This window comes from Candidatus Gracilibacteria bacterium, from assembly GCA_010119145.1.
Lineage (GTDB): Bacteria > Patescibacteriota > Gracilibacteria > BD1-5 > UBA6164 > JAACSU01.
In genome coordinates this window covers 182,754-206,962 of the sequence record JAACSU010000008.1, presented here as the reverse complement: position 1 = coordinate 206,962, position 24,209 = coordinate 182,754, and the positions used below count along the sequence as shown (strand labels likewise).

The window sequence follows — 24,209 nt, the reverse complement described above, 5'->3', positions numbered from 1 at the left end:
TCAAAGTTTTTTTATTATTTGTATAAAAACATTAAACTGCAAGCAGTTATTTATATTATAATACGCTCAAATTATGGTAGCACCAAAAGAAGACTTAGTTAAAAAACCTCGAGCTCCGAGAAAAACGGTAGCCAAAAAGGATACAACTGTTGAATCAGTAGCTCATATGGAAGAAGTGAATGCTCGACATATTAGTGAAAATACAAAAGAAATTAAAAGTAATTCAAGTATGCTTCACCTACTCTATGGTGTTATCATAGTTCTCATGCTCATAATAGCTGGACTTGCATTTTTTGTAGGAGCAAACATGGGAAACAATAATAATACATCATGAATTGTAGCAGCTACACCTGCTGAAGATATTGAAGTTGTAGTGTATGATGATGCTAGATGTACTGATTGTCAAACTGACGAAATTGTCGGTCAATTAGAATCTCTTCCATTCTTAGCATGAGCAACATTTGTAAGAAAAGATTTTAGCGACGCTTGAGTAGAATCATATTTGAAAGATAATAATGTCACTTTACTTCCAGCTATAACATTTAATACTAATAGTATTAGTGGTGGAACTCAAATAACAGATTTCCTCACGGCTCTTCCTGATAATAATTACACTCTCGCACTTCCATCAACGTTTGATCCATATGCAACTCGAAGTGATAAATGATTTTTACAACTCGGAGATAACTCAGAAATAGTTACTGCTATTAAAGCCGATGGATATATAGATTGAAATCTGGATGCTCAAATAACATGGATTGAGTACAGTGATGTACAATGTCCATTTTGTGCGAAACTTCATAACGAAGGAACACCTGAAGCTATCAAAGCAAAATATGGTGATGATATTAATATCGTATTTCAACACTTTCCACTTGATTTTCACGCTCAAGCTCAAAAATGAGCAGAAGGTCTAGAATGTATAGCGGAACAAGACGAATCAGTTCTCTATCCAATTATAGCTCAACTATATGAAAAATACCCAAATCAAGATATGACTATTCCTGGACTTATAGAAATAGCAGGAAGTAATAATATTAACGGTGAAGAACTTCAAACTTGTATTGATTCAGGAAAATATGCTGAAAAAGTTACATCTCAAATGGCTATTTGACAAGATGCATTTGGAATTACTGGAACTCCATGAAATGTTCTTGTGAACAATGCTACTGGTGAATACGAAGTAATTTCTGGTGCTTACCCAGCAAGTGCTTTTGAAGCTGTTATTGACTCAATGTTAAAATAAATTTACATAACAAAAAAAAGACTTCCTAATTCTAGGAAGTCTTTTTTTTGTATATTCTATTGATTGAGCATCTTATTTACAAAACTCTCGTCCTTTCTCCAATTCTTTTTTACTTTGACTCTTACAGTGAGAAATACTTTTTGATTAAATATTTCTTCGAGTTCTTTGCGAGCAGCTGTTGCTATTTTAGTAATGAGGGCACCGTTTTTTCATATAATAATATATTTTTGAGAATCAGATTCTGTGTAGACATAACTCGATATTTTTTTGAGTCATTTTTCTGTGTCTTCTATCTCTTCAACCGCTACAAATATACTATGTGGGAGTTCTTCTTTGAGGACTAGAAAGAGTTTTTCTCTAATAATTTCTGAAATTCTGAAATATATATTTTGTTTCGTATAATAATCTTCTGAAAAGAGCATAGGTCCTACTTCCAGTTTTTCCTTTATAGCATGAACCAGAGGTTTAAAACCAGTGAAATCAAAACTTGAGATTTTGAAAATGTTTTCTCCTTCTGGGATTTGTATTACGGGCTGCAAATCCAATTTCGTATAAACCGTAAAAACCGGTTTTTCTACTTTTTGAATAATCTCATCAATATATTCCTCCTCTGCACCCCTTGGTCGTGAACTGTCTATAAAATAGAGAACAATATCAGCATCATTAAGACTTGAAAGTGCTTGAGAATTTACTTGCGCGTTAAATTTTTTTTGAGATTCATGAATTCCTGGAGTATCAAAAAATATAATTTGTGCATCCTCATCATTATACATTGCAAGTATTTTATTTCGAGTTGTTTGAGGGATGTGACTCGTGATAGCTATTTTTTCTCAAATAAGAGTATTTATGAATGTTGATTTTCCTACATTTGGTCTCCCAACTATAGCAACATATCATACCTTCTTACTTCACAGGTCGCTCGTGTTATCGAGGATATCTTGGAGATTGAGTTCTTGCATAATTGATTTAAATTTAAGTGTTATAAATTAATACTCTCCAATTTTTCACACATGTCAATTTTCTTTTGACAATGTGGCTCATTTCCATAGAATTCGCTTGCTTTAAAAAAGCTTATTTTATATCCTTCTTTTGACAAGATCAAAAGATGTAATCCATAGGAAAAAATGGCACATTACGAATGTATGATGATACTCAATCCTACTGCAGGAGAAGAGGCAATCAATGGCAGCATAGACGCTGTAAAAAAATCTCTCACTGATCTGTGAGCAACTTTGAACAAAGATGATGTTTGGGGTGAAAAGAAAATGGCATACAAAATTAAAGGTTCTGATACAGGATACTATATCCTACTCGATCTTGAAGTTGATGGAAAAGGACTTAAGAGTTTAAATACCAATATGAATCTCGATAAAAATTTATGGAGATATATGTTTGTAAATCTTGATGCATAATTCATTACACAAGAACTATGAGAACGATTAATAAAGTTATTCTTATCGGAAACGTCACACGAGACCCTCTCGTGAAATCAACTGATAATCAAAAAAAAATCGCAATGTTTACTATTGCAACAAACAGATATTACAAAACAAGCGATGGACTAGATAAGTCTGAAGCTGAGTTTCATAACTGTGTTGCTTGGGGAAACCTAGCGGAACGAGTCGAACAATCTCTTTCAAAATGAAAACTCATTTATATAGAAGGGAGACTCAAAACTCGAATCATTGAAAAAGATGGTGGTGAAAGAATCTACAAAACTGAAGTTGTTGCAGGAAATATTATATTTCTCAATAAAAAAAGCGACTTTGATGATGTAGGTGTCTCAGATGAAAGTTCTTCTGAATTCTTCGATGACGGAGACGATGATAAATTTTAAATACACCTCTTACAAAATCACTATTGCAGTGATACCTATTTATTAATAAACGAGATATGGCAATTGAAAAAAAAGCATGTCCTCTTGAGGATATCACTATAGACTACAAAGATGTAGAACTACTTAAAAAATATACTACCAAGTTTGGTAAAATCGTACCACGATATTACTCAGGTGTTTCTCTTAAAAAACAAAAGAAACTCTCTCAAGCAATTAAACGAGCAAGAATTATGGCTCTTATGCCTTTTGTGAAATCATTTGATCCTAACTTCGAAGGGTAATTCTCTTCAAGTAAAAAACCTCAATTTTATAATTGAGGTTTTTTTGATGTAATATGAACCGAGATTAATTTACTCAAAGGATTGTTTTGAGTTACTTGTTTTCATGATTCATATCATGCCTGAATAGCTGCTTTTGAATTATCTAGTTTTGAAATCTTTTTCCCAGAGTGAAATATAAGTACTATTTTTCACTTCTTTGCTAAGTTCTGGAGCATTTCTAAGTATTCTGATGTGTAGATTTGCTCTCCTTTATCTAAGATATCTCATCTATTACCAGAATCTAAAATATTCACAACTCTCTTTGTAAAAGATCTTATACGTTGATTATTTGGCTGTAATGCATTGTCTGGTATAAGAACTATCGGGAGTACATCATCTCGTATCGTTTGACCATCTTTGCTAATGAGTATATGTCCTAAGTTAATAGAATCACAGGAAAGAGTTGGATGAACTCATATTGGAAGTGGGTCTGCAAAACTACCATCATCATACTTTCATTTCTCTCCAATATATACAGGTGCTCCCGCCATGAGTGGGACAGTTTTTGTAGCTTGCAATACTTCCAGCATCATTTTCTGACTTGTTATGAGAGTACATCATTCACATTCTTTATTACTGAAATACTCTTTTTCACCTGTATCTGCATTACGTACTGGAATAACGATAGTCATTTGAGAATTTTTGAATGCATCAAAATCAAGCTGTACTCACTCTATAACTCAAGTCTCATTTGTTATATCCTCTGAAAATAATCTAATTACCTCTGTAACATCGAGTATTTTTGGATAATTATCAGAATAAAATAGATCTTCCTCAGATAAAATATATCATTCAACAAACTCATTCAAACTTGATAAACACTTAATTCATATAATTGGAGAGAAGAATTTATGTATTGACGCGACTCATTCTGATAACCTCTTAATTAGCAATCTTTTTAAAAATTCTACCTGTGCATTTTGTAGTAAAAATTTTTTATTATCACTGAGTCCGTTCAACCATATTTTTTTTCACTCATCAAACTGTCAGCTCACAAAATATGCAAGTGATCCTGAACTTGCAGAAGGTCATAAAACAAGTGAAATATCTTTCTCACATATTCATGCCTCTTTCAGTCATGCAATAGCTCATAATATCCAACTACCTTTCATAGCACCACCTGGTATAACTATAGCTATTTTAGGATTATCTTTAAGTCTTGCTTTTAGACTTGGAATACAGGCATCATAAAATTCCCCGGCTAGTATTTCATTTGGAGTAAACTCATTGTGATATCCTATTTTTTCATTCCTCATACAGAACTTAGAAAGTAATATATACTCATAATAATATATCTACTGGACTAAATCAAAAATAAGACAAATAAAAAACCTCAATTCTAAAATTGAGGTTTTTTATTGTTGTAATTTTTCTGAGATACATATACCCCACCAATTGAAATGAGATATTCATCAGAAGATCACAAAATATTTTTTGTTTTCTGTCATGTTTTATCTATAAGAAGTCTCAGTTTTTGATGCACTTCATCATAAGTAAATAAACAGTATCTAATAGGTTCGTCAAGCTGCTTTCTAAAAAGTGATTTTCATTTTTTTCCAATAACTCCGTTTCTCAAGAGAGCCACGTCTGGAATGGACTCAATTTGATGTTTTTCTAATAAAAGCATTCACACCTTTTCTGGTAACACAAAAACAATACTTCCATCAAAACCAGTAAAATCTTCAGTTTTTGACAGTTGTACCATTCACTGAATACTTATATATTTTTCTCTGTCTATATACTCTCACATATCTGTGTACTAAAATTATAAACGCTTTTTTTTTATTCTTACATAAACTATTCATCTTGAACAGGAATGGTTTCAAGGACTTGTGCTAATCACGCAAATGCTAGCTGCTCACCTGTTTCTTTATAATATTCTGCTTCAACAATAAGAAAGTATCTCAAGAAGAGTCTCGGAAAATTTTTCCAATCGTTATGATGAGAGTGTGTAAATTTTCAAAGAATATCATGCAGACTTAATCAATCTATGATTCAAGACTCGGAAATAAGGAGGGTTGCTTCAAGTTCCATCCATCAATATTTCTCAGCATTGATTCGGAAGCTTTGAAGTTTTTCAAATTCTTTTTTACTTAGAAGCTTGTTTTCTAAAGAAAGTACAACATCTTCAATATCTTCTGGGAGCATAAAAATATCTGCAATTCTTTCTCTGGCAAGTATTGAAATTAGGTGCGTATCTGTATTTAATTCCGGTACAATAGGACTACAGTCTTCAAAATTCATCAAAGTCATTATACCATCATATATAAATTGAGATTGTTTACTTAGCATAAAATTTAATCTTATTTTATATTATTATTTATAATTTAATCAATTAGTCAATTTTACAAATCTTTTTCTTGCATTTGGGCATTTTATCCCTATAATCCCCGCGGTTTAGAAACTCTCAAAAAGCTGGGAGTATTTATTTTTTATATAGTATACTATGTCATTTAGAAATATTGCGATAATTGCCCATGTAGATCACGGAAAAACTACCCTTGTAGATGAACTTCTGAAAGCTGCAGATGGATTTGATACTCGAGTTGGAATTGCTGAACGAGCAATGGACTCAAACGCTCAAGAACAAGAAAGAGGGATTACTATTTACGCGAAGAACACTTCTATTAATTATAAAGGAAACAAGATTAATATTGTTGATACTCCAGGTCATGCTGATTTTGGTTCTGAAGTAGAACGAGTACTTCGAACAGTTGATTCTGTATGTCTTGTTGTTGATGCGTACGAAGGACCTATGCCTCAAACTAAGTTCGTACTTAAGAAATCTCTTGAACTTGGACTTCATCCTATTATTGTTCTCAATAAAATGGATAAACCATCTGCTCGAGCTGATTGGGTTATTGATCAACTATTTGACCTGTTTGTACAACTTGGAGGATCTGATGAACAATTAGAAAATCTCAACAATCCAGTATATGCAATTGCGAGAGAAGGTCTTGCTTGGACAAATGACAATCCAGAACAAAAAGATATCACTCCACTTCTTGATTATATTATGGAACATGTTCCAGAAGCAAAGAACGATGAAACAGCTCCACTAAAAATGCAAGTTGCAAATCTTGGGTATGATAATTTCCTTGGAAGACTTGGTATCGGTCGAGTATATGACGGAAAAGTGAAAGTTGGACAAGATGTTATCATAACTTCAAATGCAGGGAAACAAAGAAAAGGGAAAATTACTGATATCCTTACAAATCATGGACTTGAAAAAGTGAAAGTTAATGAAGCAGTAGCAGGTGATATTATCACAATAGCAGGTATTTCAGATATCTTCGTAGGAGAAACCATCGCTGCAAATGCTGATGTTGAACAAATGCCACCTATCAGTATCGATGAACCTACCCTAAAAATGGAATTCCTCGTTAACAACTCTCCATTTGCTGGAAGAGAAGGTAAATTTGTAACTTCAAGACAAATCAGAGACAGACTAGAAAAAGAACTTGAAACAAACGTTGGGTTAAAAATCGACTTTGAAGAAGGAGATAATTACAGTGTTTCAGGTAGAGGTGAGCTTCACCTTTCTGTACTTATTGAAACGATGAGAAGAGAAGGATTTGAGCTACAAGTAGGAGCTCCAGTAGTAATTATGCATGAAGAAGGTGGGAAAAAAATGGAACCTCTAGAACGAGTTACTATTGCTGTTCCTTCTAGCTCTGCAGGATCAGTTATAGCTGAACTTGGAAAAAGAAAAGGTGAAATGGTAAATATGTTTGATGATAACGGGATTACAAATCTAGAATTTATTGTACCTACTCGAGGACTTCTCTGATTCAAATCAGAATTCACGACTATGACTAAAGGAGAAGGTCTTCTTTCCTCAGCTTTTGAAGAATATGTTCCTCATAAAGGGAATATTGAAAAAAGAGCACGAGGATCTATGATTTCTATGGAAAATGGGAATGCTATGGCATACTCTATCTTTAATCTTCAAGACAGAGGGACAATCTTTATTAAACCTCAAACTGAACTCTACGAAGGTATGATTCTTGGAGAATCATCAAAAGATCAAGATCTTGCAGTAAACGCAACGAAGAATAAAAAACTTACAAACGTTCGAGCATCTGGTACGGATGAAGCACTTAAGCTTACTCCACCAAAACTTATGTCTCTTGAAGAAGCTATCGACTATATCTCAAACGATGAATATGTTGAAGTTACTCCTCTCTCAGTAAGACTTCGAAAGAAATGGCTTACAGAAGGTGAAAGAAAAAGAAATAAAAGTAATGGATAATTAGAAAAAAAAAGACTAGCAATTGCTAGTCTTTTTTAATTAAATTTTCTAAATTTTCTACAGGAAAATAACTAATGTTTCTTCAAGATTTTGTACTGTAAATTAATCACTTTTTTCTTAAAATATTTAAATCTGATACAGCTGTAGGCTTGGAAATATTATAATAATTTTTATGAATTAATGAGTTAGTAAAAGAATCTTTATTTTCCAAAAAATATTTCAGTAATTTTTTTTGTCTATCATTTAGATCTAAATGTCTAAGATCTTTTAAATTTGAATGATTGTCTTTAAATCTATTCTTTAAATCACTTTGAAAAGCATCTAATGCAATTTTAATTTTTCTTAGATTATAATTTATAAAATATCATAAATCTCTATCATCCTGTTCAGAATAAATATATGATTTTGCATATTCAATTTTTGATTTCTTAATAATTGATGAAAGTGGAATGAAAGAAAATCAAAAATAATCATTCTTTAATAAATACCAATAAAAAAGAGCTCTAGCAGTTCTACCATTTCAATCACAGAAAGGGTGTAAATATCATATCCAAAAATGTATTACAATTGCTTTAATTACTGGATGTACAAAAGTATTAAAATCTCCCTCATCATTCATAAAATCTATCAGACGCTTCAATTCTACTCTCATTTTTTCTGACTTCATTGGTTCATGTGCAATTTTTCACTTGAATTTAACAACGATGGGATCTTTATTATCATCATTAATATCTCTAAATCTTCAAATTTCTCATTTATTTTCTATAACTCACTTAGTTAATATTTCTTGTAAATAAAGAAGATCTGATTCATCAATTTTTTCTTTTTTAACAAGTTCATCTTTGACAAAATACATCACTTCATAGTTATTTAGTATCATTCTATCTGAATCATTCTTTGGTTTTATTCATTGTTTAATCATTTTTACTGCATTTCGAGATGTAGTAGAAGCTCATTCTAATTGACTAGAACTAATTGCTTCTTCCAACATTCAGTTGGTAACAAATAATCTTTTATCAGATTCTGAAAAAGGGGTATAAAAAGTTCAAGAAGCATTTTTATCAATTTCATGAAGTAATTTTTTAGAAAATTCAAGTTCTCAAAATCGAAAAAACTCTCAAGAATCTGTTTTGATTGGAGAAACGTAATTTAGAGTTCTCATAAATTTTATTGTTCCCCATAAGTCTTTACTATCTTTAAATCATTTTGGTACTGGTTGAAATTTTATTTTATCCCAGTATAAGTAATTGAAATCAGAATACTTTGAAATATTTTGCTCAAAATAGTGGTCAAGTTTAGCTTTAGATATTTGGAATTTATCTATATCTATTTTTTCTAAAGTATATAAATTATTCATTAAAAATAGGTTAAATTTAATTAAATTTAACCTATTTTATAATATTAATTAATAAAATCAAAATATTCTTAGAAATAAAATTTTGACACAAATACTTCTATCAGTATACTCTTATTATATTAACAAATAATAATATATTAATATGTATAAAGAAATACTTCAAAAGTCTGGTGAAGTGAGCAAGATTATGGATATTTTGTCTCACGAAAAGAGACTTGCTATGCTCTGTTTACTCAGTGAATGAGATAAAAATATTGCTGAGTTAACAACACTTCTAGAAATCTCACAGTCACTCGTGAGCCAATTTGCCCTCAAGATGAAGGACCAAAATATTCTAGAGAGCCGAAAAGAAGGAAAAGAAGTCTTCTACTCTGTAAAAGACAAAAAAATATGAGAACTCATGCAAGCGCTTAAAAATATATATTGCTAATAACTCCACTATGAAAGAACAAATAATCCTCGATGTACGAAGTCACGAAGAACATAATCAAGAACATATAAAATGATCTATCGATATGCCTTTGTCATATATTGAATCAAGAGAAGCAAAAGTTGCTAAACTCCTGAAATGAAAACAAGTCCTCATTATGTGTCGGACTGGTCGAAGAGCTGAACTCGCTCAGCAGATACTTGCTCCTCACAGTGAGATAGAAAGTCTCAAAGTATATAAATGAGGAATACTGGAATACAAAAAAGAACACCCAGAAGAGATGGTAACATGAAAAAACAGCTCGAGAATACCAATTATGAGACAAGTTCTCATTGCAGCAGGTTCGCTCGTACTTACATTTTTGTTACTTGGATATTTCGTCAGTCCAGCATTTCTTTTATGAGTCCTTTTTGTGAGTGGATGACTCATGTTTTCAGGAATTTCTGGAAACTGTCTTATGGCAACAATTCTCTGAAAAATGCCTTTTAATACCTAATTATACAAAACTATGAAAAATAATATACTCTTCAAGCAAATGCTTGATTATGAAACTAATACCTATACCTATATTATTGCTGACTCAAATACAAAAGAAGCAGTGATTATAGACCCTGTCTATGAAATGGCAACTCGTGATGCAAAACTTATCCAAGAACTTGGATTAACGGTAAAATATTTCCTAGATACACATGTGCATGCTGACCATATAACTGGAAGCTCTGAGCTCAAAGAAATACTTGGAATGTGAGAAATATGAGTTGGTGAAAATAATAAATGAATAACTCACAATGACCTCTTTCTCAAAGATGGAGAAGTTTTAAAGATTTGAGATATAGAAATTACAGTACTTGAAACTGCTGGGCATACTGGTGGATGTGTGAGTTATCTCATTGATAATATGGTCTTTACTGGTGACCTCATATTTGTTCGAGGTTCTGGAAGAACAGATTTCCAATCTGGATCCAATGAAAATATGTACAAAAATGTACACGAAAAGATTTATACACTCCCAGATACAACACTCATCTATCCATGACATGACTATAATGGAAATATGGCTAGTACCGTTGCAGAAGAGAAGCAATTTAACCCAAGATTAAAAGAAGAAAACAGCTTCGAAGATTTTGAAACGATTATGAAAAACCTAAAACTTCCGTATCCAAAAAAGCTAGAAGCCAGTCTTCCTGCAAACATGAAATGTGGACACAGATGTGGATAACAAAAAAAGAACTCACAGGAGTTCTTTTTTTAAGCATGTGATATTTCTCAAAGATTTGATTTTTCCCATTTTTTGAGTCATTCAATAGAACATAGTGAAAACTTAGTATCAACTTCTTGTCCTTGAAGGAGAATATAAATACTTGTGATTCATGGCTCTTGACTCGCAAGAAAATTCTTGAGTTCATGGATTTGATCTATTTTAGTTCAAGAAGGAATAATAACAATATATTTATCCAGAGTGTCAGTAGGTTCATTTTTCTCTGATTTTTCGAATTTATTCTGACTGATTTTTCCATCTAATTCTGACTCAAATTCAGAAGAATTATCTGAAATATTTTTTCAATCAGTATCTTGATTATTATCTGCTTCTTGATTTTGATTCTCTGATTGCTTCGTATCTTCAGATTGAGAGAGAGATTCTTTGATTAAAATAGTACGTTTTTTAGAATCTAGAAGTCACATATCTCGTGCTTGTTCTCTCACTTGAGTAACACTCGCTGCAATAATACTTTTTACATACAGGTTTTTTCTTCAGTATTCAAAGTTTACTCCGAGCATTCACTCAGCAATGATTACTTTTCAAATTGCTACTAAATCTTTGAACTTATCATAGTCTTTGTTAAAAATAGTAACTTCAAAATCATACTCGAAGCCCTCACACGTCAAAAATAACATATTTTTTCAGGTCTTCGTTACAATTTTTCTCATATCTATTATGACTCATACAGCTTGTATCTGCTGTTTTTGTAAATCCTCTTTAAATTTTTCAGGATTTTCATCATGAATTTTCTTTAAGTCAGAAAGTGAAGAAGATAGATTTTTCGTACTTCGAGAACGTCTTTGACAATAGAGTCTGAGAGAATCAAGTGGATGACCTGAAACCATATACCCAAGAACTTCTTTTTCTCAGAAAAGTTTCTGCTCATAACTGAGTGGAGTCACTTCTTGAAGTTTTATACTATCATCAAAATCAGTAAGTCCCGTATCAAACATCCCTATTTGAGCTGAAGACTCTTTTTTTATTTCATTTTTAGAAGCCCTAACTATCTCATCTATATTACAAAGTAATGTATTTCTTTCTCAAAATATATCCATTGCTCCTGCATAGATAAGTGCTTCTAGTGATTTTTTTCACAGTGTTTCTCGTCATCCTCTTTTTATAAAATCTTGTAAATCTGAAAAAATACCATCTTTACGTGCGTGAAGTATCGCGTCAATTGGTCCATCTCAGAGTCACTTAATAGCCTTAAGGCCAAAACGTATATGCGTGTCATCAATATAAGTAAAGTGTTTCAGTGATTCGTTAATATCTGGTCTCATAATCTCAATTCCATTTTGCTGAGCTTCTCCTACTTCCAGTACGATTCTCTCCATATTTTCTTCATCAGAAGTCATCATTGAGGTGAGAAACTCAGTTCTATAATGTGCCTTAAGATAGGCAGTTTGATAAGCAATAAGTGCGTAACACGCAGCATGAGATTTATTAAATGAGTAGTTTGCAGCAGGTTGAATCATCTCTTCATAAATATAGCGAGAAGTTTCAGCTTTGTAACCTTTAAAACTGGCTGATTTCGTGATAAATTCTTTTTTGAGTGCCTCTATAACATCGAGTTTCTTTTTTCAAACTCATCTTCGGAGCAAGTCAGCTTCACCAAGTGAAAATCCTGCCATATACTGTACAATAAACATCAATTGTTCCTGATAGACAGCAATACCATAACTCACGTCTAGAATACGTTTCAGGTCTTCTTCCAACTTTCGTTTTTCTTCTTCTATCTCGGCTTCTGAGTACTTTTTCTCCAAGATAGCTCTGAGGTCATCTGTCATATATTTTATCTCTTCACGTCCATACTTACGGTTGATATAGGTCGGAATATATGCGAGAGGTCCAGGTCTATAGAGTGAGACCATGGCAATAAGATCTTCAAAACTATCTGGAGCAAGGTCTCTCAAATATTTTCTCATACCATCTGACTCAAACTGAAAGACTCAGGTAGTATCTCCATCAGCAAATATCTTGTAGACAGATTGATCATCCATGGCAACATCGAGTATATCTACGCTATGACCTTTTGAAGCCTCAATAATTTTTTGAGCTCTTTGAATAATTGTCAGGTTTCGAAGTCAAAGAAAGTCCATCTTTAGCAGTCCAAGATCTTCAAGTGGATAAGCGCTATACTGCGTAATAATAGCCTCTGCATCTTTTGGTGGATGAGCCAAAGCCGTGAAGTGTGTCATGGACTGTGGAGCGATGATTACGGCACAAGCATGAACTCATAATTGTCGAACATTTCATTCTATTTTAAGAGCATTGTCTATTATCTTTTTGTATTTTTCATTCGTATCATAGGCAACTTTAAAATCAGGAGCATCTTCAAGTGCACCAGTAAGTTTCGTACCAGGTTTTTCTGGAATGAGCTTCACAAGTTCATTCATCTCTGCAAAGGGCACTCACATCACTCGTCCAACATCTTTGACAGCTGCTCTTGCTGCAAATGTACCAAAAGTACAAATTTGAGCAACTCTGTCTGCTCCATATTTTTGTCGACAATATTCAACCACTCTGTCTCTCTCACTATCTGCAAAGTCGGTATCAATATCCGGCATGGAAATACGTGCTGGGTTTAAAAATCGCTCAAACAGGAGATTATATTTCAGAGGATCTATGTCAGTTATTCCAGTTAAAAATGCCATGAGACTTCACGCAGCAGATCATCTTCCAGGTCATACTGGTATATTTTCAGAACGAGCCCAACCTATATAATCAGCAACAATTAAAAAATACGCGTTAAATCCCATCTCGTGCACTACGACCAATTCATACTCTAATCTCTCTATTTGATCTTGAAGATCTTGATCAAATGAGTCTAAGATGTCTTTTTTTCTCTGAGAATAATAGGTCAAAGATAAATCCTTGAGTTCTTCGGGTGAAGTTTCTGTCAGTGCTTTTCAAAGTCCAGGCATTTGAGTTTTTTGTACCAATTCAAAAAGCATTTCTTCTGAAATATTTTTTTTACATCTCCAGTTTATCCCAGCATATGAGAGATATCTCAAATACCATTCATCTGATGAAAGTGTCATCTTTGGAGTATTTCCTGGATTATTTTTTTGAAAAACTTGAGCTTTTTCAAAAAGTGCCTGCATATCATCAGGGAGCTCAAAAGTTGGAATAAGGACTCACCCTGTCTCTATTTTTATGCTGATCATGTCAGCTATTTTTTGTGTATTTTCTAGAGCTTCAGGGATATATCAAAATATTTCCTGCATCTCTTCTTCTGACAAGAAACTATAGTCTCATTGCAATAAACTGGGTCTATCGGGATTTTCAATTTCATGTCATGACCCAAGCGCCATAATTACGTCCTGAGTTGTTTTGTCTTCTTTGTCGACATAGTAGCTATTTTGACATGCGACAATTGGAATACCATGAGTATTATGTAAATCTATGATTTTATCAGTGACTAAGGACTGTTTTGGTATATCTCAGTGGTATAAAATCTCTAGAAAATAATTATCAACTCAAAATATATCTTGATAGAGTTTTATTCTGTCTAAAATAACGTCATCACTTTGTCCAGATAAGATCAGATATGGAATCTCTCCAGCTATTGGTCCTGAGAGAGCTATTATATCATCTGAAAATTCTTTTAAATCAGATACACTTATTGCAGGAGTTTGTCAAGGATTATCGAGAGAAGCTTTAGATACAATTCCAATAAGATTCTTGTATCATTCTCCACTTTTAGCGAGCAAAACAAGTTTATGATTGAGTTTTTGGTCAGATTCCGAACGAGTAAATACTTCAGCTCACAATATTGCATTTATACCTTCAGATTCACACGCTTTTAAAAACTCGTGACACCCATGCAAGTTTCCTGTATCTGTGAGAGCCACCGCTTTCATACCAAGTTGCTTAGCTTTTTTTACATAGTCTTTTGGTTTTGGAAGTCCTTCCAATATTGAATAATGAGAATGATTATGCAGATGAACAAATGCCATATATTTTTTGTTAGAATTCTTTGAAACAGTGTATTTATTTTTGGTAAAATTCCTAGGGAGCTTATACTCTTTTTGTTAAAAAATTATTAAAAACTATGAACTTACATATTTCTGATTCTTGGAAAAAAATATTAGAGCCTGAAATTAAAAAATCATATTTTCAGGAAATTAAGACATTTTTAAAGTGCGAATTAGAATCTGGAAAAATCATCTACCCAGAAACTCATAATATATTTGCGGCATTTGAAAAAACATCACTTAACAATCTCAAAGTAGTAATACTGGGGCAAGATCCTTATCACGGAGCCTGACAAGCCCACTGACTCAGTTTTTCTGTTCAAGATGGTGTAATAGTACCCCCAAGTCTTAAAAACATCTATAAAGAGCTTCAAATGGAATTCTCTGATTTTAAGATTCCAAAAAGTGGGAATTTAGAATCATGGGCAGAGCAATGAGTGCTACTTCTCAATAGTATTTTAACTGTTGAAGCTTCAAAACCTGCCAGTCATAGTAAAATTGGTTGGTCTCAGTTCACAGATACCATCATTCAAAAAATATCTGAATCACAGCAATGAATTATATTTGTACTCTGGTGAGCATTTGCTCGATCAAAAAAAGTGCTGATTAATGAATCAAAGCACTTTATTCTTGAATCTCCACATCCATCACCTTTTTCAGCTCATACTGGTTTTCTTGGAAACGGACACTTTAAAAAAATAAATGAAATTTTAGAATCTCATTGAAAAGAAAAGATTCAGTGGTAGATAAATTTTATTTATATCTTGTATAAAAAAAGTCCTCATTTACGAGGACAGTTATTAAAAGTGTTTACTTAGCCTGGGCAACCATTCCGATAGAATTGATCAATCTGAAGATTGTCAGAGTAAACACTCAAGGTTCCAAATGGCACAAGGCTCGTAGAGAAAAAGAAATTGAGTGTATATGTGCCATTTGAAATGCCAGTCTGAAGCGATTGGGATTCTATTGGTTGCCCAGACTTTGATGCATTTACGTTGATTCTGTGTCTGCCCGAATCTGATTGATATACCTGTACAGCAACCTTATTGTTGCTGCAAGTAACATCAACGAGACTGACATTTGCCGCAGCTGAAGTTGCCATCAGAGAGCAAAGAGCAGTCAGCACGAGAATTTTTTTGAACATAGTATAATTCCTTTGTCTAGTTCATTTTTGCTTTCGCAAGAATATCTTATTTATTTATTTATTTATTTATTTCAATATATTATTAAGAGTAATTATTAAAAAAACAAAAATGAAAAATCTGAAATATGTTCTTGCATTTATTTTATTTTATATCCTTTTAACTTCATTATTTTTTTGTTTAAATATGTATCAAACATTTTATTCGACTCCATGAGACTTGTCACTCACATTATACACTTCTCTGTGAATATCATTTCTTTTACTAATATTATTTTATTTTATAATAAAATATATACCTAAAAGATTATTTTTATATTCTTGAATATTATATTTCATAATATTTTGAGCATATATAATTTCATTTATTCATATTCCATTAACAAATGACATTAAGTCAGAGCTTGTATATAATTTGAGAGAAGATAGAGAAAATCTTTATTCTGAAGACTTTGATAGTATGAATTACGAAGCAATAGTATTAGAAATTAATAACTTAAACACATTAGAAGAAAAAAATAAGTATATTCAAAGTAAGTTAAATTTACTTGCACAAAATCAATATGAACAGGCTATATATTTTGTAGAACGTGAAGCTCCTAATAAGTGATTATTTTATAACAAAGACCAATTTTTAAATTACAAAAAACAGCGCATTTCAAATATTCAAAATAATTTGAATTATGAGGAAATTGATTTTAATAATACCTGAAACTGATCATATTTATTTGAACTTATCAAAAGAGAAAACAATTATAAAGAAATTGGCTGAAGTTTACAATACTTTAAGATTTCTAAAAATACTCTTTTGGAAATAAGAGATGATACAGCTTTGTAAATACAAAAATAAAAGAGAATATATATATTCTCTTTTATTTTTCTGTCATTCTCCATACTCATGTCCAATCCTTACTCGGGGGATTTTTTTGAAAACAAGCACATCTCTGAGCGTAGTATTTAGATGGAGCATCTCATAGTTTTTCAAGTTCCAAAAATATTGCCTGTGCTTCTTTAAAATTCTTTTGAGTATAGAGTTCTCGAGCTTCAGAAAATTTATAAATCTGAGATTTTTTCTCTATTGATAATTCTCATTTATTCGCTAGGAGCTCATAGATCTTCACTGATATATCTTTTCATTTCACTTGTATCTCATCAAGAAACCTAAATTCAAAAGCATCTTGTGTATCAAAGTAAACACTCTCGCTGACACAAATGAGGGTTCCATAATATTTATTTGCTCATTCAAGTCTTGAAGCGAGATTTATATTATCTCACAAAGCTGTAAAACTCATTTTTTTTCAGATGGCTCATATATTTCAAATAATAGCATTCCCACTATGTATCCCGATTCTCACTCGTAACGTACGCTTGAGTTTATCTTTCCACTCTGTATTAATTTTTTTAATTGTTTCTTGGTGAATCAACGCTGTGGCGCAAGCACGCACCGAATCATCCTTGGTATCCTGTTGCTTAGAAAATGCTCACCAGAGGGCCATAATAGCGTCTCCTTCGAACTTATCAACGTATCACTTTTGATCCATGATACTTTCTGTCATATGTGTGAGATATACTCGGAGAAATCAAACAAGTTCTATCGGTGAGAGTATTTCACTAAGACTTGTAAATCATTCAATATCTGAGAAAAAACACACAAGATTTTTTTCTTGTCCATCAAAGTCTACACTCCCATCTTCATCCAGTATTTCTGCTGCAATATGACTTCATACATATTCACTAAGAGCTTTATTGAGCTTCTGTTTATTCTTATCCTCTATAAGATATTTTACTATATTTGCAACAAGCACTGAAAGTATCAGAGAGAATATTATCTCGGAAGGATAATTAAAAATGAGATTCGTTCCTAATAATATACTCACAGGAATAATAATCCAAAATACGAGGATAATGACGAGATTAGATATGACCAGGATTCTGGAGGAAGTGGAGAGATTGAGTGATACAGAAAGTATAACAATAAAAAATATTAAAATCCATTCTATAAATGGGTCAAAATACATCATATAACTCTTCAGTAAGAGAGTATTGAGTATATTAGCATGTATATTTACTCCGAATTCATAGCCATTTGGGGTGAAGAAGTTATCTTTGAGTCCATCAGCAGCTGGACCAACGAGTACTATCGCGTCTCTAAAATCTATCTCATTACGAAGTTGTTCGAATGTACTTGGATTTGCGACATCTGAAACTGATACACGAGTAAAGGAATCACTCGGCACAAAATTTATGAGTATTTCTTCAGAGTTTTTTGATGCCAATGGAATTTGCACGTCTTGAGAAATGATATAATTTCATTGTTCGTAATTTCATATTATCGATGAAAGAGAAGTTCCATACATATAATCATAAAAATTCCTAAGAATTTGTAGAGTGAAATGCTCATATATCTCTCCCTTTACATCCTTCATTTTTGGAGAAAATGAATATACTGTTTTATTCGATGACTCAACATTGGGAGACAAATATCAATGTGAATACGAATCAGCATCAAGTATAGTAGTAGGTATCTTTATCTCACCACTCGTATCAAGTGCGTCTCAGAGTATTATTCTGGCTTTGGAGTCTTTGATAGCTTGTGAAAAAATAGTATCAGATGATTCTTCTGAAGGGTCTAAAAATAATATATCAAATGCAATGAGAGGAACACTTTCTAAGTTCAGATTTTTTATAAGCGAAGCATATACAGAGCGTGGAAATGGAAAAGATCCAATTGACTCAATACTTTTTTCATCTATTTCGACAACTATAATGTGAGGATTGGCTGAAACTCAGAGTATTTCATTTTTTACAGAATAATACTCATTTTGAATTGTTTTATTAAGAACTCTAAATACAGAACTACATACAATTAAAATAACGATAATACAGCAAGAGAGTACTATCGTAAGAAGGTTTGTATTTTTAAAAATATGTTTCATGTATTACTTGCGAAGTTTATCGATAATTGATTGGGTATCGTTGAGAAATCATTTCACTTGTCATTCAGCTGATTTTTTTATTTCATCTAAACTCATAGGAATTTCAGGCATCTGAAAACTGCTTGGTAGAAGTGACTGAAGTTCCATAAATTGTTGTGAAAATTCGCTGAGTTTATCACTTGATATATTTGAAAGAGCTGTTTCAAAGAAGTTTAAGTTTATATTTTCTAAAAGTTCTTTATTTTCAGCAAGAAACTCAATACTCTGATTGAGTGCTTCTCTATTTCACACTGATACAATAGTTTCTATATCAAATGCTGTACTACGAAGAAGTTGTTCTTTTTCAAGTTGGTCATCTCATAAAGCTACCAGAGCTTTCTTATAAAATATTTTTCTCTTATAAAACTCATAATCCGACGCAGCCACAAAATTGAAGTCTTGGTATCGAGATAACACAGCATTATATACCTTTTCTCTCTTAGAGTCCTCAATTTTTGAAATGGTTTTCTCAACTATCTCGTAGTTCTCAGCAGTATCAAGATCATATAGGAGTCTATAGCTTGGTGAAATCCATGCTCTTATTTTTTCGTACAGTGATTGCTTGTCTATAGAATTTTGAAGTGCTTCTTTCAGCTGATCAAAATAGATAGAATCATATGATTCATTGACTTGTTTCCATGTAGCATCTTGAAATTTATTTACAAATTCTCATATTTCGATGAGAGAGAATGTTGAAATTTTAAATGGAGTATTTTCTTCTACGATAACTTGTTCTCAGGTATTTTTTTCTAAAGTAATTTGATGATCAACAACGTTTACATAATCACTTTCTAAATCTACTTCAAATATAGTCCCCCTCACTCAGGCCTCTATACCAGAAAAATTCTGTGTAAATGATGAATCTTTTCCTATAAATGAAACAACGTTTGACCAAGTTTTTCAAGCAAGGAGCTCAAATGATATATTTATTTTAGTATAATCTCGAGAAATCTGATTTTGTTCAATGGATATTTTAGTATTTCCTCATAAACGAGTAAGACTTCCATCTCACCACTCAATAACTGCGAGACTGGACTCTCCAATTACATGAATTTTATCACCAGTTTTAAGAACTTTCTTAGTATTAATCTCAAGTTTAGTATCATTTATACTTGCAGTTCACTCAACAAGATTCACATATGAATTCGTATCTTTATTATTATTTGAATAGGCAATAAAGACCTGAGAAAAAACAATAATGGCAATAACTCAAATAACTATGAGAATAAATTTATTTTTTATCTTTTTCATTATACTATCACTAAGAATAAATTGAGAACTACCTCTCATTCTATGCTAGCATACAAAATCTCTTTTTACAAAAATAATGAAAAAACGATACACATTCATCTTACTACTTATAGTCATGCTCTATATGATATTTTTAGTTCTAAGTTATAAGTATCAGGAATACAAAATATACCTCACTATTCAAAAGCTCAATGATAATAATGAACTCCTTATAAGTTCTATTGAAAAGTCACAAGATACCTTGGAAAATAAAAGTACACTTGCATATAAAAATAAAATTTTGAAGGCGCAACAATGACTCAAAAACCCCTGAGAGGAAGTAATATTTCTTATTAGTGAAGAGAAATACAAAAAATATACGGAGCAAAGTGAAAATAATCCCACACAAATTCAGACACCGAGTAACCTAAGAGAGGAAGAAAGTCTCATACAAACTATGACTATTTATCAAAGATGGATTTATCTAATTTTTTGAAAAGATATACGATAAAAAATCCACATAATGTGGATTTTTTTATAAGTCTGAGAAGTCAGCAGGAAAATCATCAAGTGATTCAGGCTGAGTTGTATTAAAATTTGATGAAGAATCACTTGAACTTCAAAATATTTTATTTCAGATTTCTTCAATTTTTTGAAATATTCTTTGAGGCTTCGCATACTTTTCAACATCTAAACCAAGGAGTCTTCAAAACACTGGAAATAGAAAGATAGTAAGCACTGTTACGACTACTCCAATAACAGCGAAACGAATCGTATTAATTGCTGGCTTAATCTTGTCATCTTTTCCTCCAGATAGTATGAGGAGTAAACCACCCCAAAGTATAAAGAGAATCGATAAGAGACCTGCTGCAAGAACAAAGAGAGAAATAGTGAGAAGTATAAATTCTCAAAAATCCATTTTAGCTTCAAATATAGACCCTGTTTCACTTATCGCATATACTGTTGAGTATAACATATTTTAAAATTAAAAATACTATTCTTGTTTATTCTACTCGTGTTCTAGAACTTTCAAAGTTATTTTTTGTCAAAGCTTCATTCATTGAAGTCGAATAATTGATCGAAGTGCATTCACTGTACTTCCTTTTTTTCAAATAATAATTCACATATCATCAGGATGAACTTGCAGTGTGAGAAGCGTTCATAACTCATCAACTTTTTTTTCAATTTCAATGGATTCAGGATGTTCTACTATATTTTGAACAACATAGTGTAAGAAATCTACTTCTTGCATGCATTAATATTAAATAATAAAAAAATACTACTATGATGAAAACAGTAGTAGTATAATATTTTTATAGTGTAATTTTATTTGCTTCCATTAATTTTACAACTCTTGGAGAGAATTGTACTCCGTGAGAAGCGTAGGTTTTTACTTTATCAAGATCTTTAATTTTGAACTCTTTTGAAAACGGATTATAAGAACCAAGTACTTCTTTATAACCATGTTTTGCTGCAGCTGTGTGCTCAGTTAACACTATTCTGAAAAAAGGCATATTTTTTTTACCAGCTCTTGAAAGTCGTATTTTTAACATAAGGGAAGAAATTAATTAAATCATATTTGTATATGGTGCCCAGACCGGGGATTGAACCCGGACTCCCGAGGGAACAGGATTTTAAGTCCTGCGTGTCTACCAATTCCACCATCTGGGCATTTGGAGAAAAGGAACTTTTTAGAAAAAAGTTTTAAACAATTCCTTTTTTCTTGAGAGTCTTGAGACCTTTTGCAGATACTCGTATTCTGTATACAAGACCTGTAACTGGATCTGTTATATTTTTGTAGAAAAGATTTGGATAAAATTTTCTTTTTGTAGCTCTGAGAGAGTGACTTCGTCTATTTCAAACGGCTGTCTTTTTCCCAGTAATTTCACATACTCTAGACATAATACTTTTAATAACTGAATAATAAATTTAGGCTTTGATTTCAACTCCTACCCCAGAAGGTATAGAGATACCTTGAAGAAGTTCTAATGTTTTTGCAGTAGGTTCTTTGATTTCAACAAGTCTTTTATGTCTTCTGATTTCAAATTGTTCTCTTGCGTCTTTATTAACAAACGTAGATCTATTCACGGTAATTTTTTCAATTTTAGTTGGAAGTGGTATTGGTCAAACAACAACAGCTCCTGAATCTCGAGCGATTCAAACGATTTTTGCAACTGCATCATCAAGAAGTCTGTGATCAAATGCCTTGATACTGATTCTCATTTTTTGTGTGTCTTTTTTGGCAGCCATGTCTGTGCGTAAAAAAATAATTATAACTTTTAAGATATCTCCTAACTGACTTCTTCTAATATCTATTAGAAGAAGCTAAGTTAGTCTATATGAAACTACTTGATAATTTTAGCAACAACTCCAGAACCAACAGTTCGTCCTCCTTCTCGGATTGCGAATCTTAGTCCTTCAGTCATAGCAATAGGTACTTGAAGATCTACAGTCATTTGGATGTTATCACCAGGCATAACCATTTCAACTCCAGCAGGAAGTTCGATGTCACCAGTAACATCAGTCGTTCTGAAATAGAATTGTGGTTTATACCCTTTGAAGAAAGGAGTATGTCGACCACCTTCATCTTTTGAAAGTACATATACTTCAGCCTCAAATTGAGTATGTGGAGTAATTGATTTAGGTTTTGCTAGAACTTGACCTCTTTCAACGTCATCTCTTTCAATACCTCTAATAAGAAGACCAGCGTTATCACCAGCTTCACCTCTTTCTAATTGTTTATGAAACATTTCAACTCCAGTAACCGTAGTTGATTTTGTATCTCTGATACCAACTATTTCAATAGAATCACCAACATTGATAACTCATTGCTCAATTTTACCAGTTACTACAGTACCTCGACCTTTAATAGAGAATACATCCTCAACAGGCATAAGAAAAGGTTTTTCAAGATCTCTTTCTGGAACTGGTACAAATTTTTCAATTTCTTCAAACAATTCGATAATTGTTTTAGCACCAAATTCTTTTTCCATATCAGTAGGATTTTCAAGAGCAACAAGTCCTGAACCTCTAATAACTGGAGTATCATCTCCTGGAAAATCATACTTAGAAAGAAGGTCTCTTATTTCCATTTCAACAAGATCAGTCATTTCATCATCACCTCCCATCATATCACATTTATTGAGGAAAACTACGATGTAAGGAACTCATACTTGTCTTGAAAGTAGGATATGTTCTCTTGTTTGAGCCATAGGCCCGTCTGTTGCAGCACAGATTAGGATAGCTGCATCCATTTGAGCAGCACCTGTAATCATGTTCTTAACATAATCGGCATGTCCTGGACAATCTACGTGAGCGTAATGTCTATTAGCAGTTTCATATTCTACGTGAGAAGTATTGATAGTAATACCTCTTGCTCTTTCTTCAGGAGCATTATCAATAGAAGAAAAGTCTCTCAGACCTTCACCTCCTCCGTACTTATTATAAAGTACTGCAGAAATACCTGCTGTAGTAGTAGTTTTACCATGATCTACGTGACCAATAGTACCAATATTCATATGTGGTTTAGATCTATCAAAAGCCATATTCGAAATAATTATAATTTAAAATCAAAAACGTGTGTTCAATGTAGTAAAAATTAACAAAAAATCAATATTAACTTCTTGCTTTTTTTACTTTCTTTTCTATCAACTCTTTCGCTCTTCTGAGTTTTTTATGTGCATGTCCTGTTAATCTTGGCATAATCTATATTTTATTAGTGTTTATTCCATATTTTTTTAGTTTGAGCATGACGATTGTCATTGCATTATTTAACCACTTAGTTTCTCCTTCAAACGCAAGACGTTTTGTCAAAGCTTGGTAATGAGAAATTGCTTTTGCAACTTTTCAACCAGTTACTGGTCATTTCTTGTTTACTGAGTAGTTTAATCTTCTCGGTCTCTTGTTCGATGGCATAATATCCAAGTATAGAAAAATATAAAAAATGGTGGAGAATAGGAGAGTCGAACTCCTGACCTCTCGCGTGCAAGGCGAGCGCTCTAGCCAACTGAGCTAATTCCCCGGATGCTTTGTTTTAAAATGGCGGGATCGACGGGACTCGAACCCGCGACCTCCGCAGTGACAGTGCGGCGCTCTAAACCAACTGAGCTACGACCCCATTTTAAGCCAATTATCGACTCCTCTGAAAACAAAGCGAGGGAATTATATGAAAAATTGAGATCAT

At 32.5% G+C, this 24,209-nt stretch carries 27 protein-coding genes and 3 tRNA genes; 11 read left to right on the top strand and 19 right to left on the bottom strand.

All coding sequences use genetic code 25. The annotated features are described in order from the left end of the window. Positions 1–73 precede the first annotated feature (73 nt). Positions 74–1,246 (top strand): thioredoxin domain-containing protein, encoded by a 1,173-nt coding sequence (locus GW846_05000; GenBank protein ID NDK10113.1) that lies wholly within the window; start codon positions 74–76, stop codon positions 1,244–1,246. A 56-nt stretch (positions 1,247–1,302) separates the two neighbouring features. Here the strand turns inward: GW846_05000 and GW846_04995 are convergent, their stop codons facing one another. Then, positions 1,303–2,205, bottom strand: a complete 903-nt coding sequence (locus GW846_04995; GenBank protein NDK10112.1) for a GTPase Era — start codon at positions 2,203–2,205, stop codon at positions 1,303–1,305. A gap of 165 nt (positions 2,206–2,370) precedes the next feature. Here GW846_04995 and rpsF point away from each other — a divergent pair, with 165 nt between their 5' ends. The 3 genes from rpsF to rpsR are packed head-to-tail and all read left to right on the top strand — an operon-like array spanning position 2,371 to position 3,364. Next, the gene (gene rpsF, locus GW846_04990; GenBank protein NDK10111.1) at positions 2,371–2,658 is read left to right on the top strand and encodes a 30S ribosomal protein S6; all 288 of its coding nucleotides are present in this window, start codon (positions 2,371–2,373) and stop codon (positions 2,656–2,658) included. Positions 2,659–2,675: 17 nt separating this feature from the next. Beyond that, positions 2,676–3,083, top strand: a complete 408-nt coding sequence (locus GW846_04985) for a single-stranded DNA-binding protein (protein NDK10110.1) — start codon at positions 2,676–2,678, stop codon at positions 3,081–3,083. 56 nt (positions 3,084–3,139) lie between these two features. After that, a complete protein-coding gene (rpsR, locus tag GW846_04980) occupies positions 3,140–3,364 on the top strand; it encodes a 30S ribosomal protein S18 (protein NDK10109.1) in 225 nt (74 codons plus the stop codon). A 26-nt stretch (positions 3,365–3,390) separates the two neighbouring features. Here the strand turns inward: rpsR and GW846_04975 are convergent, their stop codons facing one another. The 3 genes from GW846_04975 to GW846_04965 form a co-directional block, all read right to left on the bottom strand. After that, entirely contained in the window at positions 3,391–4,659 is a 1,269-nt protein-coding gene (locus tag GW846_04975) for a hypothetical protein (GenBank protein ID NDK10108.1), read from the bottom strand. Positions 4,660–4,742: 83 nt separating this feature from the next. Next, entirely contained in the window at positions 4,743–5,153 is a 411-nt protein-coding gene (locus GW846_04970) for a hypothetical protein (protein NDK10107.1), read from the bottom strand. A gap of 47 nt (positions 5,154–5,200) precedes the next feature. Then, the gene (locus GW846_04965; GenBank protein ID NDK10106.1) at positions 5,201–5,695 is read right to left on the bottom strand and encodes a hypothetical protein; all 495 of its coding nucleotides are present in this window, start codon (positions 5,693–5,695) and stop codon (positions 5,201–5,203) included. A 154-nt stretch (positions 5,696–5,849) separates the two neighbouring features. Between GW846_04965 and typA the strand changes: the two genes are divergently transcribed. Then, a complete protein-coding gene (gene typA, locus GW846_04960; protein ID NDK10105.1) occupies positions 5,850–7,655 on the top strand; it encodes a translational GTPase TypA in 1,806 nt (601 codons plus the stop codon). Between the two features lie 25 nt (positions 7,656–7,680). Here the strand turns inward: typA and GW846_04955 are convergent, their stop codons facing one another. After that, positions 7,681–9,012: a Fic family protein gene (locus tag GW846_04955; protein NDK10104.1), complete on the bottom strand. Its 1,332-nt coding sequence runs from the start codon at positions 9,010–9,012 to the stop codon at positions 7,681–7,683. Between the two features lie 142 nt (positions 9,013–9,154). Here GW846_04955 and GW846_04950 point away from each other — a divergent pair, with 142 nt between their 5' ends. Genes GW846_04950 through GW846_04940 form a run of 3 tightly spaced genes read left to right on the top strand, consistent with a single transcriptional unit; the run spans position 9,155 to position 10,661 of the window. Next, complete coding sequence (locus tag GW846_04950) at positions 9,155–9,442, top strand: winged helix-turn-helix transcriptional regulator (GenBank protein NDK10103.1); 288 nt, start codon at positions 9,155–9,157, stop codon at positions 9,440–9,442. Positions 9,443–9,452: 10 nt separating this feature from the next. Then, on the top strand, positions 9,453–9,938 hold the full coding sequence (locus GW846_04945) for a rhodanese-like domain-containing protein (GenBank protein NDK10102.1): 486 nt from the start codon (positions 9,453–9,455) through the stop codon (positions 9,936–9,938). A gap of 12 nt (positions 9,939–9,950) precedes the next feature. Continuing rightward, entirely contained in the window at positions 9,951–10,661 is a 711-nt protein-coding gene (locus tag GW846_04940; protein ID NDK10101.1) for an MBL fold metallo-hydrolase, read from the top strand. Between the two features lie 29 nt (positions 10,662–10,690). On the opposite strand, the gene dnaE is transcribed toward GW846_04940, so the two are convergent. Then, complete coding sequence (dnaE, locus tag GW846_04935; protein ID NDK10100.1) at positions 10,691–14,662, bottom strand: DNA polymerase III subunit alpha; 3,972 nt, start codon at positions 14,660–14,662, stop codon at positions 10,691–10,693. 95 nt (positions 14,663–14,757) lie between these two features. Here dnaE and ung point away from each other — a divergent pair, with 95 nt between their 5' ends. After that, positions 14,758–15,426: a uracil-DNA glycosylase gene (ung, locus tag GW846_04930; protein NDK10099.1), complete on the top strand. Its 669-nt coding sequence runs from the start codon at positions 14,758–14,760 to the stop codon at positions 15,424–15,426. Between the two features lie 68 nt (positions 15,427–15,494). Here the strand turns inward: ung and GW846_04925 are convergent, their stop codons facing one another. After that, a complete protein-coding gene (locus tag GW846_04925) occupies positions 15,495–15,824 on the bottom strand; it encodes a hypothetical protein (GenBank protein NDK10098.1) in 330 nt (109 codons plus the stop codon). Between the two features lie 457 nt (positions 15,825–16,281). On the opposite strand from GW846_04925, the gene GW846_04920 reads away from it, so the two are divergent. Further along, the gene (locus GW846_04920) at positions 16,282–16,659 is read left to right on the top strand and encodes a hypothetical protein (GenBank protein NDK10097.1); all 378 of its coding nucleotides are present in this window, start codon (positions 16,282–16,284) and stop codon (positions 16,657–16,659) included. Positions 16,660–16,693: 34 nt separating this feature from the next. Here GW846_04920 and GW846_04915 read toward each other — a convergent pair whose 3' ends face one another. Beyond that, positions 16,694–18,757 (bottom strand): adenylate/guanylate cyclase domain-containing protein, encoded by a 2,064-nt coding sequence (locus GW846_04915; protein ID NDK10096.1) that lies wholly within the window; start codon positions 18,755–18,757, stop codon positions 16,694–16,696. Positions 18,758–18,760: 3 nt separating this feature from the next. Continuing rightward, the gene (locus GW846_04910) at positions 18,761–20,047 is read right to left on the bottom strand and encodes a FecR domain-containing protein (protein ID NDK10095.1); all 1,287 of its coding nucleotides are present in this window, start codon (positions 20,045–20,047) and stop codon (positions 18,761–18,763) included. A 76-nt stretch (positions 20,048–20,123) separates the two neighbouring features. Between GW846_04910 and GW846_04905 the strand changes: the two genes are divergently transcribed. Further along, positions 20,124–20,537, top strand: coding sequence for a hypothetical protein (locus tag GW846_04905; GenBank protein ID NDK10094.1), 414 nt, complete (start codon positions 20,124–20,126; stop codon positions 20,535–20,537). Positions 20,538–20,561: 24 nt separating this feature from the next. Here the strand turns inward: GW846_04905 and GW846_04900 are convergent, their stop codons facing one another. The 10 genes from GW846_04900 to GW846_04855 form a co-directional block, all read right to left on the bottom strand. Then, a complete protein-coding gene (locus tag GW846_04900; protein NDK10093.1) occupies positions 20,562–21,002 on the bottom strand; it encodes a hypothetical protein in 441 nt (146 codons plus the stop codon). 33 nt (positions 21,003–21,035) lie between these two features. Then, on the bottom strand, positions 21,036–21,278 hold the full coding sequence (locus GW846_04895) for a KH domain-containing protein (GenBank protein ID NDK10092.1): 243 nt from the start codon (positions 21,276–21,278) through the stop codon (positions 21,036–21,038). A gap of 61 nt (positions 21,279–21,339) precedes the next feature. Further along, on the bottom strand, positions 21,340–21,579 hold the full coding sequence (gene rpsP, locus GW846_04890; protein NDK10091.1) for a 30S ribosomal protein S16: 240 nt from the start codon (positions 21,577–21,579) through the stop codon (positions 21,340–21,342). Positions 21,580–21,612: 33 nt separating this feature from the next. Next, positions 21,613–21,697, bottom strand: a tRNA-Leu gene (locus GW846_04885). 33 nt (positions 21,698–21,730) lie between these two features. Further along, positions 21,731–21,928 carry a 50S ribosomal protein L28 gene (rpmB, locus tag GW846_04880; protein ID NDK10090.1) on the bottom strand — a complete coding sequence of 66 codons (198 nt, stop codon included), beginning with the start codon at positions 21,926–21,928 and terminating at the stop codon, positions 21,731–21,733. Between the two features lie 27 nt (positions 21,929–21,955). Beyond that, positions 21,956–22,276 (bottom strand): 30S ribosomal protein S10, encoded by a 321-nt coding sequence (rpsJ, locus tag GW846_04875; protein ID NDK10089.1) that lies wholly within the window; start codon positions 22,274–22,276, stop codon positions 21,956–21,958. Positions 22,277–22,371: 95 nt separating this feature from the next. Next, positions 22,372–23,544, bottom strand: a complete 1,173-nt coding sequence (gene tuf / locus GW846_04870; GenBank protein ID NDK10088.1) for an elongation factor Tu — start codon at positions 23,542–23,544, stop codon at positions 22,372–22,374. Between the two features lie 187 nt (positions 23,545–23,731). Beyond that, the gene (locus GW846_04865; protein ID NDK10087.1) at positions 23,732–23,941 is read right to left on the bottom strand and encodes a hypothetical protein; all 210 of its coding nucleotides are present in this window, start codon (positions 23,939–23,941) and stop codon (positions 23,732–23,734) included. Positions 23,942–23,970: 29 nt separating this feature from the next. Beyond that, positions 23,971–24,047 (bottom strand) — tRNA-Ala (locus GW846_04860). A gap of 18 nt (positions 24,048–24,065) precedes the next feature. Next, positions 24,066–24,143, bottom strand: a tRNA-Asp gene (locus tag GW846_04855). Positions 24,144–24,209 lie beyond the last annotated feature (66 nt).